The organism is Aminobacterium thunnarium, assembly GCF_055390565.1.
The window spans coordinates 1,570,203-1,585,537 of sequence record NZ_AP042412.1; the positions used below are offsets into that span (position 1 = coordinate 1,570,203).

The 15,335-nt window shown below is 41.0% G+C and carries 15 protein-coding genes; all 15 read right to left on the reverse strand.

Annotation, left to right across the window (positions count from 1 at the left end; all coding sequences use genetic code 11):
- Positions 1 to 26: 26 nt before the first annotated feature.
- Positions 27 to 326, reverse strand: a complete 300-nt coding sequence (locus ACZ5GY_RS07825; RefSeq protein ID WP_213691364.1) for a hypothetical protein — start codon at positions 324 to 326, stop codon at positions 27 to 29.
- A 24-nt stretch (positions 327 to 350) separates the two neighbouring features.
- Positions 351 to 1,946 (reverse strand): DUF342 domain-containing protein, encoded by a 1,596-nt coding sequence (locus ACZ5GY_RS07830; RefSeq protein WP_213691365.1) that lies wholly within the window; start codon positions 1,944 to 1,946, stop codon positions 351 to 353.
- A gap of 14 nt (positions 1,947 to 1,960) precedes the next feature.
- Positions 1,961 to 2,704, reverse strand: coding sequence for a sigma-70 family RNA polymerase sigma factor (locus tag ACZ5GY_RS07835; RefSeq protein ID WP_213691366.1), 744 nt, complete (start codon positions 2,702 to 2,704; stop codon positions 1,961 to 1,963).
- A gap of 19 nt (positions 2,705 to 2,723) precedes the next feature.
- A complete protein-coding gene (locus tag ACZ5GY_RS07840; RefSeq protein WP_213691367.1) occupies positions 2,724 to 3,830 on the reverse strand; it encodes a hypothetical protein in 1,107 nt (368 codons plus the stop codon).
- A gap of 13 nt (positions 3,831 to 3,843) precedes the next feature.
- The gene (locus tag ACZ5GY_RS07845) at positions 3,844 to 4,332 is read right to left on the reverse strand and encodes a chemotaxis protein CheD (RefSeq protein WP_213691368.1); all 489 of its coding nucleotides are present in this window, start codon (positions 4,330 to 4,332) and stop codon (positions 3,844 to 3,846) included.
- Positions 4,333 to 4,335: 3 nt separating this feature from the next.
- On the reverse strand, positions 4,336 to 4,965 hold the full coding sequence (locus ACZ5GY_RS07850) for a chemotaxis protein CheC (protein WP_213691369.1): 630 nt from the start codon (positions 4,963 to 4,965) through the stop codon (positions 4,336 to 4,338).
- A gap of 21 nt (positions 4,966 to 4,986) precedes the next feature.
- Positions 4,987 to 7,020 (reverse strand): chemotaxis protein CheW, encoded by a 2,034-nt coding sequence (locus ACZ5GY_RS07855; RefSeq protein WP_464111731.1) that lies wholly within the window; start codon positions 7,018 to 7,020, stop codon positions 4,987 to 4,989.
- A gap of 46 nt (positions 7,021 to 7,066) precedes the next feature.
- A complete protein-coding gene (locus ACZ5GY_RS07860; RefSeq protein ID WP_213691371.1) occupies positions 7,067 to 8,122 on the reverse strand; it encodes a protein-glutamate methylesterase/protein-glutamine glutaminase in 1,056 nt (351 codons plus the stop codon).
- 11 nt (positions 8,123 to 8,133) lie between these two features.
- Positions 8,134 to 8,802 (reverse strand): flagellar brake protein, encoded by a 669-nt coding sequence (locus ACZ5GY_RS07865; RefSeq protein ID WP_213691372.1) that lies wholly within the window; start codon positions 8,800 to 8,802, stop codon positions 8,134 to 8,136.
- Positions 8,802 to 9,719, reverse strand: coding sequence for a MinD/ParA family protein (locus tag ACZ5GY_RS07870; RefSeq protein WP_213691373.1), 918 nt, complete (start codon positions 9,717 to 9,719; stop codon positions 8,802 to 8,804). The genes ACZ5GY_RS07865 and ACZ5GY_RS07870 overlap by 1 nt, the downstream gene beginning before the upstream one ends.
- Positions 9,712 to 11,007 (reverse strand): flagellar biosynthesis protein FlhF, encoded by a 1,296-nt coding sequence (flhF, locus tag ACZ5GY_RS07875; protein ID WP_213695745.1) that lies wholly within the window; start codon positions 11,005 to 11,007, stop codon positions 9,712 to 9,714. The genes ACZ5GY_RS07870 and flhF overlap by 8 nt, the downstream gene beginning before the upstream one ends.
- 3 nt (positions 11,008 to 11,010) lie before the next feature.
- Positions 11,011 to 13,077 (reverse strand): flagellar biosynthesis protein FlhA, encoded by a 2,067-nt coding sequence (gene flhA, locus ACZ5GY_RS07880; protein ID WP_374047604.1) that lies wholly within the window; start codon positions 13,075 to 13,077, stop codon positions 11,011 to 11,013.
- Positions 13,078 to 13,155: 78 nt separating this feature from the next.
- The gene (gene flhB, locus ACZ5GY_RS07885) at positions 13,156 to 14,289 is read right to left on the reverse strand and encodes a flagellar biosynthesis protein FlhB (RefSeq protein WP_213695747.1); all 1,134 of its coding nucleotides are present in this window, start codon (positions 14,287 to 14,289) and stop codon (positions 13,156 to 13,158) included.
- Positions 14,280 to 15,065, reverse strand: coding sequence for a flagellar biosynthetic protein FliR (locus tag ACZ5GY_RS07890; RefSeq protein WP_213691061.1), 786 nt, complete (start codon positions 15,063 to 15,065; stop codon positions 14,280 to 14,282). The genes flhB and ACZ5GY_RS07890 overlap by 10 nt, the downstream gene beginning before the upstream one ends.
- A complete protein-coding gene (gene fliQ, locus ACZ5GY_RS07895; protein WP_213691062.1) occupies positions 15,062 to 15,331 on the reverse strand; it encodes a flagellar biosynthesis protein FliQ in 270 nt (89 codons plus the stop codon). The genes ACZ5GY_RS07890 and fliQ overlap by 4 nt, the downstream gene beginning before the upstream one ends.
- Positions 15,332 to 15,335: the final 4 nt, after the last annotated feature.

Below are 15,335 nucleotides of genomic sequence, written 5' to 3' on the forward strand. Positions count from 1 at the left end.
AACAGCCATCCTTCCGTGAGAAAAAATCACGCATAAAGATCAAAGTTTTTATTCTGGGACGTTTGGCTTTCAGACTTTTTCTTATGATTCGAACCAGATTGACGCTCTTTTTTAGATCTTTCTTCCTTTTCCTTTTTGCGCCCTGTTTTTTCTCCTTCTGACGCATTATCTCCTGCTTGAACAACTTGCTCCTTTTGTATAGCAGCCGAAACTATCTCTCCTTGCTGACCAGCAAGGGCTGCAGGGCTATTGTTTCCTCTGATAGATTGGGTGTTTTGTTCAACGTTCCAATGGGCCAACTGTAAATGCACTGGATTTACAACCATCCTGGCATTCCCCCCAGACCTTTTTTAATAGTCGTAAGGTTTTATTCGAACTTCACCAGCTTCGTAGACAAAAGCAACAAACCGCTGTTCTTCACGCACTATATGTCGAACACCTCGTATAGTGACAGAAACCCCAGGGTAACAAATTCCCTTCACTCGAACAGCTCCATGAGCTCGACTTGCTTCAATGCTAGACTCGACACTTTCTAGCTCTTGGATGCACTTTGAAAGTTGAGACTGCACTTGAAACTTCGCTTTTGTAAGAGATATGAGCAACTCTCGTTTAGGTCGATCAAGTTCTCCTGCCGACTCTATTTTTTTAAGAAAATTCAAATTTGTCTCTACCTTGGTGGCTTTTTCTTGAAGCTCACCTTTAAGAGCCTGAAGTTCTCGCCTTTTTTCATTATATTCAGGCAAGACACCAACAACGACTTCTGTTTTGGTTCCCATCTCACTTCCAAGATGCAAACAAACTACTTCTATTCCGGCCTGAACTTTTCCACCTGCTATCTGAGCTTTGGATCCTTCTTGCACTATAACGGAATTATTCGCTGAAACATCACTATGCAAAATTGCATTTTTTATTCTTACCGTGCCCTTAGATATGACTGTACATTGATCGATAAAATTAGCAGCTATATCCCCATCAGCTTCTATTTTTGCCTTTCCCATGCCCCGAACTCCGCCAGAAAGTGAAATATTACCACCACTAGAAAGATACGCTCCTTCAACAACTCCTTGTACGTCTACATCACCTGAAGAAACGATCTCAAACCCTTCTCTCACCGCTCCTTTAACTGAAACTGCTCCAATAAAATTGATATTACCTACACTATAATCAACGTCACCTTCGACGTTAAACACCGGAACAACGTTCAGTTTGCCATTAGCTAAAACGAGATGACCATCTATTGCAGAATAAAGAGAGAGCGCGTCTTCCGAAACAACAGTTCCCTTGCCAGAAGGTAAAGAACGATCTCTCCCTGCTTTTGCTACAAGGGGTATGCCTCGAACAGTCATTCCATTCTTTCCCTCTGTCGGAGAAGTCTTTGTTGCGAGAAGTTGATTTTTTAGAACAATAGTTATAGAATTCACGTTTTTATAATCAATGCGATCTTTTTCATCTGCAATCACGGGTTTAGCTTGTCCAAACTGAATGGCAAAATCTATCTCTGCATCTTTCCCATTAATTGCCGGTTCCCCTTTGGCAACGACAATCCAATCCTCAACTCTTTTGGAATCTATGACTTGTCGCAATGCAGAATCTTTAATTCCAAACGTAACGCCTTTATCTTCAAGTATTTTTTTCAGATCTTCCACTGTAGGCCAGGGCTTTTCCCCAGAAGGTGGGAAAATTCTTATCTCGGCTGTTAAAGAATCAGAACTGATTTGTACTTCCACAACGGCATCGCGTTCTTCTTCCGCCTCGCGTTCTGCAACTTTAAAGGGTTCTAACGATTTTTCTTTAAGGAAAGTGTTAATTTTATCTCCATCGTAATTATTCACGCCGTTTTTTTTGAGTATATCAACAACATCTTTAAGTGATGGTTCACTTTCGGATACCATCGATATATATACTCCATCTTCACGAAATTCCAGATGTAAAGGTACCTCTTCCATAATTAGAGCCCCCCTCACTTAGCCTGAAGCATCCCCCGTAATGCTACCAAAGCCTTTCCGTGTAACTGGGATACTCTTGATTCAGTAACTCCTAAGACACTTCCAATTTCTTTCAGCGTCAATCCTTCATAATAATAAAAAGCTATAACTTGTTGCTCCCGCTCAGGCAACTTTTGTAGAGCGTGTGCAACTTTATCTACTTCCTCAGAATCTTCAAGCAACGCGAGCGCCGATGGCGACTCGTCAGCAAGAAGCCCCTCACGGGTTACATCTCCATCATCCAAAGCCATAACTTCATCAAGAGATACAATATAACTTCGACTTGCGAGTTCAAGTGTTTCCCTATATGTTTTTTCGTCCATTTCAAGCTCATTCATGAGCACACTATCTTTAATGGTTCCTTGTTCTTGCAAAATTTTATCCATAGCACGGTTCAATTTTTGCAACTTCTCTCTTCCCGTTCTAGAAATCCAATCGTACTTGCGGAGTTCGTCTAAAATAGCTCCGCGGATTCTCGGAACAGCAAATGTTTCAAAAACAACGCCTTTTTCAAGATCAAAGCGATCAATTGCATCAAGGAGACCGAAAACTCCAAAACTCAACAAATCTTCATAATCAAGGCCGGGAGGAGGAGACACAGCCATTCTACCTGCCACATACTTAACGAGAGGAAGATAACGTTTAACAACTTCCTCCCTGATAGCTTCGGTATGATTGTTTACATAACGGTTCCAAAGTTCCTTGTCCCTTGATTTCATCCCCAAATGCAACAACCTTTCATCGCAAGAAAATATAGACAAGCCATAACAATAAAAGAGAGCCACCTATCCAAACTAAAAGCCTTAACGGGAAAGGTGAAATCTTTTCCATCGAATGTTCAGATTCTACTCGTACTTTTATATCTCCAGACACACGTACAAGTCCTTGTACTCCTTCAGAAATTGCAATTTTTGCCAAAACAAGGCCTGTGGGAAGTTTTTCTACTGACCGAACGGGAAAAACAGGCTTCTCGCTTGTTTGCTCTAAGGTTCTTTTGATAAATCCAGAAAGGCCGGTATCTTCGAAAGAAACCCAAATACAATCATTCTCCACAAGTTCTGAAGCAGCTTTCCCCCGAACTGGATCAACAAAAGGATTACAAGAAATCTGGATTCCACCTTCACCGATAACATTCGTAGTTGTTTTTTCTTCTTTTTCTTCTTTCTTTTCTTCTTGGCCCAAACCGGACAATTCCAAGCGAGCTTTATTAAACCGCTCTACCGATATTTGCATTTCAATTTCTGTTCTGAAAGCTTCTTTGAGCTGTTCATGCAATACGTCTTCTATCTGTTTTTCGCCTTTATCTTGTGAAAAGATAAGATTCAGTTGTGTGGGTGTCATGAGATCGCGTACTATACTGCGAAGCTTGTTCCAAAGAACTTTTTCAAAGTGGGCACGCAGATCGGGACCTCTTAAGTCTATTAACGCTTTCCGTACAGATTCCCAACTGGCATTTACACTAAACCTTTCTGGAAATCCTTTACTGGAAACCCAATAACTTTCATCAAAGATATCACCAGATGTTCCTTCACATAAGAGGCAAAAAGCACCGCCAACATCTCCCCTTTTGCGAGAATCAAAACGAACTTTCACAGCAAGAAACTTAGGGGAAAGCGATTTAAGAAGGGTTAAAAGCTCTTTAGGATTTTCATTAACTGTAGACATAATAGCAGACAAAGATTTAGAAGTGCAATGAAAGAGAGAACATAGCTCTTCTTCTATTTCAAGGGGAAGTTTAGGCTCGTCTATTCCAATTTCTCCTGTTTTCTCCAATTCGTTTGTTTCTTCCATTTTTCTTGATTCATCCACTTCCATTATTTCTCCCGTCTTATCCAATGCTTCCACCTCTCTCCCCCCTTTATATTTCTTTTTTCCCTTGCCCTAGGGTTTTAACACTAAGCATCCATGTTTCCGTAGAAAACTCCACGCTTCTACCTTTATTTCCTCCAGTATCAGAATCCATTATCTTAATGCCATACTTATTTAGCCACGCCGTTGTTTGCTGAATATTTCGACTTCCAACAGCGAGAAAATCAGACTGAGAGCCCGGTATAGCAAACATCTGAGCCCCTCCTGCAAATTTTGCTTTAAGCCTAGACTTTAAAGCTCCTTTTTTACATACAGCATCAATGAGCGTAGGAACCGCCGTATTGGCGAATTTCCCTGGCTTATCTACAGGAGCACCTTCCCTACTTTCAGGAAGCATTATATGAGCCATTCCAGCTACCTTTGCGACAGAATCAAAAATCACGAGACCTATACAAGACCCTAATCCTAAGGTTACAAGTGTATCCGGCGCTGTTATGACAATGAGATCAGCCATGCCAACATGAAAAGTATTCGCCATTGTTTACATAACCCCCAGTTTCTCCAGCAGTCCCTCTAGAGAACCGGGGTCAGGAATCATTATCACATTTCCTTGCACATCAAGATCTGATTCTCCAACACTGAGGGTCGTATTAACTACAAGGGCTACATCTCCTGTTTGTCCGAAAATAGAAATGACGACATCCAAAACCGCAGCCAACATGTCATGAGCTACTCCGGGAACCGATATGTTGTATGTACTGCCTACGAACATGTTTATTGCATTCAAGAAAGAACTCAAAATAATATTGCCAACCTCTGATAGTGCACTGTCTCTCATTTCCTCAGGAAGAGAGGATACATCCATTCCTCCACCAAATTGTTTTGTAATAAGCAAATCCACAAGGGACTGAGCGTTCTCTTCCTCTTGTATAAAAATAAGACTGCATGGGAAATCTCCATGAGATCTGACAAAAACAGCGGCGACAAGACTCATTGCCGGCCCATAATGTTCCCCCAACTCATAAATTGAAATAAGCTCTGCTTTAGGGACATCCATTTCCACAGGTTTTTCCAGAAGTTTCGATAAGGCCGTCGCGGCATTACCAGCTCCGATATTTCCAACTTCCCGGATAGCGTCAAGTTGCAAGTGACTGAAACTGTCTAAATTCATCGCCCTTTAATCCCCCTAGCTCTACCTCGCGCAGAGAGAGGCTACGTCAAGTATTAAAGCAACATTTCCGTCTCCCAATATTGTCGCTCCAGCTATTCCTTTTGTTTTAGATAGGAATTTTCCTAAAGATTTAATGACAATCTCTTGTTGTCCTATTAATTCGCTAACGATCATACCGACCTTGTTTCTCCCCGCTTTAACAACAACTACGGGATACTCTTCCTGACCATCGTCCTCAACGGAAGTCCCCAAAATTGAGGCCAGATCAGACAGTGGAAGAACATCCCCTCGCAAAAGAGTAGCAGGTATTCCGTGCATAGTTTTGATATCATTTTTATGTACAAGAATTGTCTCTTCTACATTTTCAAGGGAGATAGCATAAATCTCATTTTCCACTTTAACAAGCAAAGCAAGAACAATGGCAAGAGTTAACGGTAATCGTACAAGAACACGTGTTCCCTTCCCATGCTCACTTGCCACCTCAAATTGACCGCCAAGAGATTCAACCTTTGTTTTTACTGCGTCCATACCTACACCACGACCAGAGATGTCGGTAACTGCATCGGAAGTGCTGAAACCAGGCAAAAAGACAAGTTGCACAAGCTCTTCTTCTGTCATTTCAGAACTTTGTTCCGGCGTAATTAGAGCTTTTTCAAGGGCCTTCTTACGTACCTTATCAGTATCGATACCATGTCCATCGTCATCGACCTCGATAATAACACCGCTACCTTCCTGATAGGCAGAAATACAGATTGTTCCAGTTGCCTCTTTACCGTTTTTAAGTCGCTCTTCAGGCAACTCGATACCATGATCTATGGAATTACGAATAAGATGAACAAGTGGGTCGCCAATTTCATCTATTACTGTACGATCAAGTTCTGTATCTTGACCTTCTATTCGGAGATCTATCTTCTTTTTCATTGTTTTGGATAAATCCCTTACTAATCTTGGGAAACGATCAAAAATGAAGGAAACAGGCACCATCCGAAGCTTGGTAACCATCTCTTGAATATCGCTAGAAATACGACCAAGCTGAGATAGAGGTTCATCAAACTCTCTCAAACGTGCCTCTTGAACAAGACGCTCTATACGAGCCCGGCCAATAACCAATTCTCCGACAAGATTCATTAGTTTATCGAGACGTCCGATATCTACGCGAACCGTTTGACTGCTTTTTTTATGATTAGCCGACTTCGAAACATTATTTCCATTCTTTTCAGAATGAAGAGCTTTATTTTCAGAAGAAACTTCGTTCTGTGAGGCATGATCTTGATCCACAGAGTTTTCGTTTTTTTCTCTTTCCACTTGAGGAGCGCCAACATGCTCTATTTCTATTTTTTCTATCTCACTAATGCGAGAAACAGCTTCTTCTATCTTATCCTGAGAGCTATGTGTAGCAATGTACACTTCAAAAGATCTATCAAATTTTTCATTTTCAAGATCGTCTACAGGAGGTGTTGTTTTAATAATGTCTCCCATTTCTTCTAAACGATTTACAACCATATATGCTCGAGCCGCCTTCAGGAGGCATTCTTGCGTCAGAAAAACCTTGACTTTAAAAACATCCATACCAAGGCTACTTGCTTCATGTATCCATTCTTCTTCATGAGATTCTAAACCAGCTGGTTTGCTATCACTGCCAAGAAAAGTATCTTTTTGTGGTTCATCAGAAATAGCTTCTCGTAAAGCCTGAACAAGTTCATCTATAGAAATAGACGTATCATTTCCATCATTCCGAATAGCGTCTACCATAGATTGAAGAGTATCAAGAGATTTAAAAAGTAAGTCGATATCGTTACTTTTTAACGTATTTTCACCCTTACGAACCTTATCTAAACGATCTTCAAGAGCATGGGTCAGAGACGACATTCTTTCAAATCCCATCGTTGCAGACATTCCTTTTAACGTATGAGCAGATCGAAAGATTTCGTTTATAACTTCCATGTCTTCCTGATTTTTCTCTACAGCAAGTAGAAGATCATCAAGATGCAAAAGATTATCAGAAGCCTCATCAAGGAAAGCGCCTAAATATTGACTCAGATCCATTCCAGCCATGATACATCATCTCCAACCTCAAAATTCACTCTAATTAAACTTTATCCTAATTATTCACATACCTTAAAATAGCTGTTGATATCGAAGTTAAAGGTACCGTTTCATCTACTATTCCAGCCTCTACAGCCGCTCTGGGCATCCCATAAACGACGCAAGATTCTTGTGCTTCAGCAATAACATAAGCACCCTTTTTCTTTAGCATTGTTGCGCCATCTGTTCCATCTCGCCCCATTCCAGTTAATATAACAGAGAGCACCTTCCCTCCCACTTCATCAGCTAAGCTCATAAACAAAACATTCGCAGACGGCTTTACAGATAAAACAGGAGGCATATCGGAAAGCCCACAAAATAATCTTTTATCTTTGTCTCTTTTGACAATTAAATGGGCCCCTCCTGGAGCAATAGCAGCCATACCAGCATGAAGAGGAGCTTTGTCATATGCCTCTATGACTGTAAGCTGCGACACAGAATCAAGACGTTTGGCAAAAGAAGGCGTAAAATCCTTAGGCATATGCTGAACAACCACTATAGGTAATGGGAAATCGCCAGGCAATTGAGATAACACATATTGCAACGCCCTCGGACCGCCGGTAGATGCGGCTATAGCTACAATAACAGGCGGCTCACTTTTTATAATTTTCGCTGGTCGTATTTGTTGCTCTATCTGTTGCGTTATATATGCTGTTGGTTCTTTTAAAACCGATGGGGTTACAGAGCCTGCAGCTACCACTTTTGCAATAAGCTCTTCACCAACGACATTCATATCAAGAGAAATATGGCCTGAAGGTTTCGTAACATAATCAAAAGCACCTAAAGATAAGGCCTGCAATGTTGCTTGTGCTCCTTCTTGAGTTAAACTACTTACCATAATAACAGGTCTTGGGAACTGTTTCATTATTATTTTTAATGTTTGTAATCCATCTAGTTTCGGCATTTCAATATCGAGAGTAACTACGTCTGGATTCAATTCTTTAATTTTTTCCAGAGCATCCTCCCCGTCTCTCGCAACGCCTACAACCTCTATCTGAGGATGGGAAGTCAATATATCCCTTATTATCTTTCTCATAAAAGAAGAATCATCTACGACTAAGACTTTTATCATAATATGCTCACCTAACGATTAATAAGTTCTTGTTGACGAATAAAATTTCCTAAACTTTTTTCTGCCGAAATAGGCAAAATATCAAAAGAGACCCCAACCTCACATCGACCGTCGCGTTCTTGATTCCTCATTATAGAAACAGGGACTAAAAACTCTGTTTCGGGAAGAAAGAGACGGCAAAGATATCGTCTTTTATTTTCAAAAAGATGTTTCTTAGAAATATCCAACAAAAAACCGCAGCCCCCCAAACTTATATCTTTCGCGGTAACAGCGATTTTTTCCTCTCTTGCTGTTTTAAATTGTTCTGCTTCCTGGAGCAAAAACATCTCCATTTTCATAATACAAGGAACACGAACAAAACGTCTTCTTTGTAGTTTGATTACCTCGCCATGCGGCTCTACCCAAAGTAACGGTATTTGTTCTGCAATGGAGCTTCGAACAATAAAAGCTGCAACTTCATATAGTGAGCCCTCTATCTCTATCTGTAAAACTATTTCGAGACTTCTATGGATTGGTAACAAGGCCCCCTTTAGCATGGGATGAGCCACAGCTATCTGATTCTTACGAATATCTTCAAGTCTGGAAGGATAACGTCCCTTATACAATCCAGCCCTAATATCTACAAAAACTTTCTTCCCTATTTCTTTATCAAGAAGAGAAAGAAAATGAGTTAAATCCATCAAGGCTCCATCTCCATTGTGCGTAATCCTCGAGCAAGTCTCAAGAAAAATGCTTTTAATCCTCTCCCCGCTGTCTCCTGTTTTGCCCCCGTTAACCGCGAGGCTATTTCGCGGAAAGAATAAGATGCCACCGAATTCGGGAATTCTCTCAACAATGGCCTTTGAGAACATATCGCTTTCTTTAAATGACGATCTATTGGAACAAATCCATCATAATCAACGTTTAAACTTAAAAAACGCGAAGAGACTTTTTGCATTCTTTCTGCTGTTTCTCCCGCTTCTACTGCATTATCTGCCATATTTACAACAAGATGCATATCAGCCTTGCTCTTTGACTCTATAGCTAAAATCTTCATTATTCCATAAGCATCACGAACCGACGTAGGTTCTGGCGTTGTAACCACCACAACAGAATCAGCGGCAAGAGCGAAAGAAAGTACATCTTTATGTATTCCTGCTCCCGTATCAATAATGAGATAGTCAGCCATAAGATCAAGAGTAGTAAGTTGCTCTAAAATTTTCAAAAAAATGTCTTCATTTGCCTCTGCCATTTCACGGACTCCACTACCGCCTGGAATAACCCATACCCTATCATCAAGCTCGATCAATATTTCTCTTATTTCCCTCGACCCACGTATAACGTGAGCAAGAGAATAACGAGGAACTAACCCTAGCATAAGGTCAACGTTGGCCATCCCCATGTCCGCATCCAATAAAACCACTGAAAAGCCCAGATCGGCTATTGCAAGAGCAAGATTAACAGAGAGGCTGCTCTTACCTACCCCTCCTTTACCGCTGACAATAGCCATAGAACGAGTATTTCTAAATACTTTCTTCTCAAAACTCCTATTTTTTTCTACTAAACTTCTAAGCGTCTTTGCCTGATCGGCAACTGGGAGCCCCTCTCCATTACGCACGAGAATAGTCCTCTTCCGTCAAAAAAAGGTCTACAATCTTCTGAGCATCTGCAACCTCAATATCATTAGGAACATTTTGTCCTGTAGTAAGAAAGGATGCTGGAAGCTTTTTCGAAAGCAGCACGTTAAGTAAACCACCATAGGAACTTGTCTCATCGATTTTTGTAAAAAGCATATGGGTTAAAGGTAAACTTCCCATTCTTCCTACTACGTCAAGCATATCCTTATCTTTCATATTTGAAGCGAGTACGAGGTGAAGAGCATCAGGTTTAAAGGCTTCGTAAAGTCTTTTAGCCTCTTCGAGTCGTTCAGAATCTTTTTGATTTCTCCCTGCCGTATCAAGTAATATAAGGTCAGCCTTGCTATGTTTTTTCAATACAGTATCAATTTCTTCTATCTCAAAAATAACCTCAATGGGAACCCCAAGGATTTTCGCATATGTTCGTAACTGTTCTACCGCAGCTATACGATAGGTATCTGATGTTAGTAACAATACATTTTTTCGCTCCCAAAGAGCATGTATGGCAGCTATTTTGGCAATTGTCGTCGTTTTGCCCACGCCTGTAGGGCCTACAAACATTACTTTTTTCCCGCCAATTGCTTTCGTCGGAACTTTTGCTGCAACTGGAACCTGATCTTTAAGCCAAAGACAAAACTGATCCTGAGGAAGTTTTTCTTCCAAAAACTTTTCTTGAAGTTTTTGAGCTATATCTGGTAATAAGCCTTTTTCTATAAGAGAACCTGTTAGATCAGAAGAAACAGAAACAGCAATGTTTGTTTTTTTGTTTTTCTCGACACCACTCTCCGCCACAACTGATTTGGGATGAGACTCAATAACTGCATGTTGAGGCTTCTCATCCAGACGTTCCAAAACTTTATCCAGTTTTTCATATATGCGCGCTACTTCTTGTTCTAAATCTTTAGTTTTTCCCTTCTCCTCCTGAGGCTTTGCTAAAGCCAAACTTTGAGATGAAAAAGAAACTTCATCTTTTACATCCTCAGTAATCCGCTCTGAAATTGTCGGAGACGCCGATGTTTTTTTAGAATCAAGAAGACGCTGAAATGCTACTAGTCGATCTCGCGATGCTTCTCGCTGATCTGCTTCATCTTCTTCAAGAAGACCAGCAGTAACAACAAGAATATCTTTTCTGAAAAGCCCTAAAAAACCTCCGGCTTTGGCAGGACGAGTGGAAAGAATTACCGCATCCCGCCCTAAGCGTTCACTGGCAATTCGTATTGCTTCTGCATCATTCTTAGCTTCAAAAGATATCTGCTGAACTACGCGCATTTATCACTCCACCATCCCCACAGATTTTAATTGCATTCTCTGGGATATTTCATTATAGGATACAACATAAAGTCCAGGCAATGATCCCTCGAGAATTCTTCTTACTATAAGACGCACATCTGGATGTACCAATAAAACAGGAAGATGCCCCTCCATGGCCATTTTTTCAACCATTTTTGCTACGGCCGCGGTAAGCCCCTGAATATCTTGAGGACTCATATTGAGTTGCCACCCCTGCAGCAGGTCTCCTTCCAGGCCATCTTTGATTTTCTGCTCCCATACAGGGGAAAGTGTAGACACTGTAGCAACACCTTCCTCTCCCTGTATTTTCAAAGATATAATGCGAGAAAGAGACTCTCTTACACGTTCGGTTAAATAATCTACACTTCTCGTTATTCGACCATTATCTGCCAAGGCCTCAAAAATTGTTACCAAATCTCTAATTGGAATCTGTTCACGAACAAGATTTTGCAACACTTTCTGAACTTCACCTAATGAAAGGACTCCCATCATTTCTTCTACTACAGCAGGAGAATTTTCTTTTACAAGATCCGTAAGTTTCTGAACCTCTTGTCGCGTAATAAGTTCGCTGCCATAACGTTTAATAATTTCAGACAGATGTGTGGCAAGAACCGATGGCGCATCGACAACAGTATATCCCATGGATTCAGCCTTATCTCTCAGTTCAGGAGAAATCCATGTAGCTTGTAAACCGAAGGCAGGTTCAACTGTTGGAACCCCCACAATTTCTTCCTCTGCGTTCCCTGTATTCATGGCTAAGTACTGATCCGGCAAAAGTTCTCCCTTACCTGTTTCAGCGCCTCTGACACGTATGACATACTCGGAAGGTTTAAGTTGAATATTATCTCTTATACGAATGGGTGGAACAACAAGACCAAATTCCAAAGCCATCTGTTTGCGAATAGTGCCAATTCTATCAAGCATATCTCCTCCTTGTGAAGGATCGACAAGGGGGATTATTGCATACCCTATCTCTATTTCCATGGGGTCAACAGTCAAAAGTTGCATTACATCTTCTGGAGAAGCAGGCGCTACAGGTTGAGCAGATGTTCCGCTACCTGCACTCTTCGTTGCTCCCTCTCGTGAACCAGATGGAGTGTGAGCCGCAGAAGAACCAGCTCCCTCTGATGATTCTATTTCCTGAACTTTTCCTTCTCTGTAAACCCAATACCCCATCAAAGCAAGAAATATTCCGAGGACAAGAAAGGGTATTGTGGGTAATCCCGGAATGAACGCTAAAGCAAAAAGCAAACCAGAGCCAATGAAAAGCGGGCGTGAATATTTAGTAAGAGATATAAATATATCTCGCCCCAAATTTGTTTCGCCAGCAGCTCTGGTTACAATAACTCCAGTTGCTGTTGAGAACAGAAGGGCTGGTATTTGGGAAACAAGACCATCACCAACAGTGAGGAGGCTATAAATAGCACCAGCTTCCCCTAAGGTAAGTCCTCGTTGAAGAACTCCTATGGCGAGGCCACCAATAATATTGATTATCGTAATAATAAGCCCCGCTATTGCATCACCTTTTACGAATTTTGAAGCTCCATCCATAGCTCCATAGAAGTCTGCTTCCCGCTGAATATCTTTACGTCGCGTACGAGCAACATTCTCATCTATAAGGCCAGCATTTAAATCTGCATCAATTGCCATCTGCTTTCCTGGCATAGCATCAAGAGTAAATCGAGCAGCAACCTCCGCAACACGTTCAGAACCTTTCGTAATAACTATAAACTGGATGATAACCAAAATAAGGAAAACAACTCCACCAACAACATAGTTACCACCTACAACAAAATTTCCGAAAGCACTGATAACTTTTCCCGCATCTGCCCGCAAAAGAATGAGTCGAGTAGTGGAAACATTGAGGGCTAATCTGAACAAGGTAACGATAAGAAGCATCGTAGGAAATGCTGCTAAATCGAGAGCTCTATTGACATAAAAGGTGGAAAGCAACATAACGACTCCCAACGTTATATTAGAAGCGAGAAGGATATCGAGAAGCCATGTTGGGACAGGAATAATCATCATGGCCACTATCATAATGACCATAATAGCCAACCCTAAGTCGGAATAAAGAAGGAGTCGTTTCAAAAAAGATCGTTGTAAGGTCGTTTCTGCCACTTAGGCTCATCCTCTCAAATAATTTCTGTTTTTTTCCTTTTTTGTAGATTTACCTCTCTTGAGTTTGTAAACAAAAGCAAGAACTTCTGCCACAGCTTTGTACAATTTTTCGGGAACCTCTTCTCCAATATCTATAGCATCATAGAGAGCCCACGCCAACGGTTTATTTTCTACAATGGGAACTTCGTTTTCTTCTGCTAGCTCCCTTATCTTTTGTGCTATAAACCCCTTCCCCTTTGCAACAACAACAGGTGCTTCCATCACTGATTTATCATACTCTAGAGCTATAGCTAACGTTGTTGGGTTTGTAATAACCACATCGGCTTTTGGAACAGATGACATCATTCTGCTCCTTGCCAACTCTCTCTGTTTCTGACGAATTTTTCCCCTTAACTGGGGATCCCCTTCTGTTTGTTTGTACTCTTCCTTTATTTCCTGACGACTCATACGAATAGAACGTTCGTGCTCCCATCTCTGATAAAGATAGTCAAAAATAGCGATTGCAAACAATAAAAAGGCTAATTTTAAGCATAAACGCCATATCTTATAAAAAACCAAAGCAAGTCCCTGATCTATTGGGAACTGCAAAACTCCTGCAATCTCTCGAATATCCTTCTTCAAGGCAGTGTAAATAACAATGCCAAAAAGGGTTGCTTTGAAAAGTCCCTTCACAAGCTCCACCAAAGACCTCAACGAAACGATCTTCTTTAATCCTGAAACAGGATTAAAGCGATCCGGCTTAGGTATAAGAGGCTTCGGAGTCAAAACCAAACCAACCTGTGCAACAGTAACGATAAAGGCTGCCAAAGCAGCAACTCCTCCCAAGGGAAGAACAACTATTGCAAGTGTCTTTAAAGCGCGTATCCACAAAATGTGCTGCCAACCTTGTGCTTTCATGGATGGGCTTGCCATAAAAGCTACAGTATCTCGAATATAAAATAAAAGAATGTCCCAAAAAAAAGTACCGAAAAGAAAAAGAGCAATAAGACCAACAAGAATAACGACAGATGCTCCAAGATCCTGACTTTTAGCGACACGCCCTTCTTCCCTTTCTCGTCTTCGTTTACGAGGGCTCGCAGGTTCAGTTCGCTCTTCTGCAAAAAACTGTAAATCGTAAAAGCTACTCTTTTCTATTTCCATACCATGACACTCTTCATTGCCAATTCTATATATTTTGTCAAATTCGCTGATACTAGATCAACTGTTAAAGGCAAAACTATCATTAAAAGGAAGAGGCCCAAACCTATTTTCAAAGGAAGTCCTAATATAAAGATATTCATCTGAGGAACAGTGCGAGCTAAGAAGCCTAACCCGATATCGGCGAGAAGGAGAGCTCCGTAAAAGGGCAAAACCATTCTGACAGCGATAACAAAAAGCTGTTGAATCCAAACCGCTATTCCCATATCGGCTGGAATAAACAAAAAGAGTTTTCCTACTGGAATTAATTTTAAACTTTCTACAATGGATTGTACCAGAAGTAGATGGCCATTCCAGTAAAAAAAGAACCATAAACCGACCAAAAATTTTAATTGGCCAAGAATAGAACTTTGTTCCTCACTTAAAGGATCAAGAAGACTTACCATCGCTAGGCCCATTACATTACCAACCAATTCACCCGCTACTTGCAATGCATAAAGAGGCAATGCCGACAAAAATCCCAGAGCAACGCCTATTAAAAATTCACGTGCACCAGCTAAAACAATTGGCATCCACCCTGAAAAAAGAGTGGCAGGAACAGATAAATCAGCACTTCCTACAGCCGCTATCGATATTAAAATTGCTGCCCAGAAACGAACAGGCAACGGCATGGAGGAAGCCAAGAAAACAGGGGATGAAAATATCATTCCCACAAACCGAAGTCCAACCACCATATAAACTATAAGGACTTGAGAAATAACAAAATTATCAGCCGTCATTGCACAAATTTCTCTAGTTGCCCCAACAGAAATTGTGTCAATTCACCTATACGACCAAACATCCAGGGGCCAAACAACACAAGAGCTACAAGAACAGCTACGATCTTCGGAATGAAAATAAGTGTCTGTTCCTGAATAGATGTTGCCGTTTGCAAAATACCTATAATAAGCCCCACAATCATGGCAACGAGAAGAACAGGCAGAGAGGTAAGGAGAGTTACCCAAACACAATGACTCAATACGTCGTACATACTAAATGTGTTCATGTAT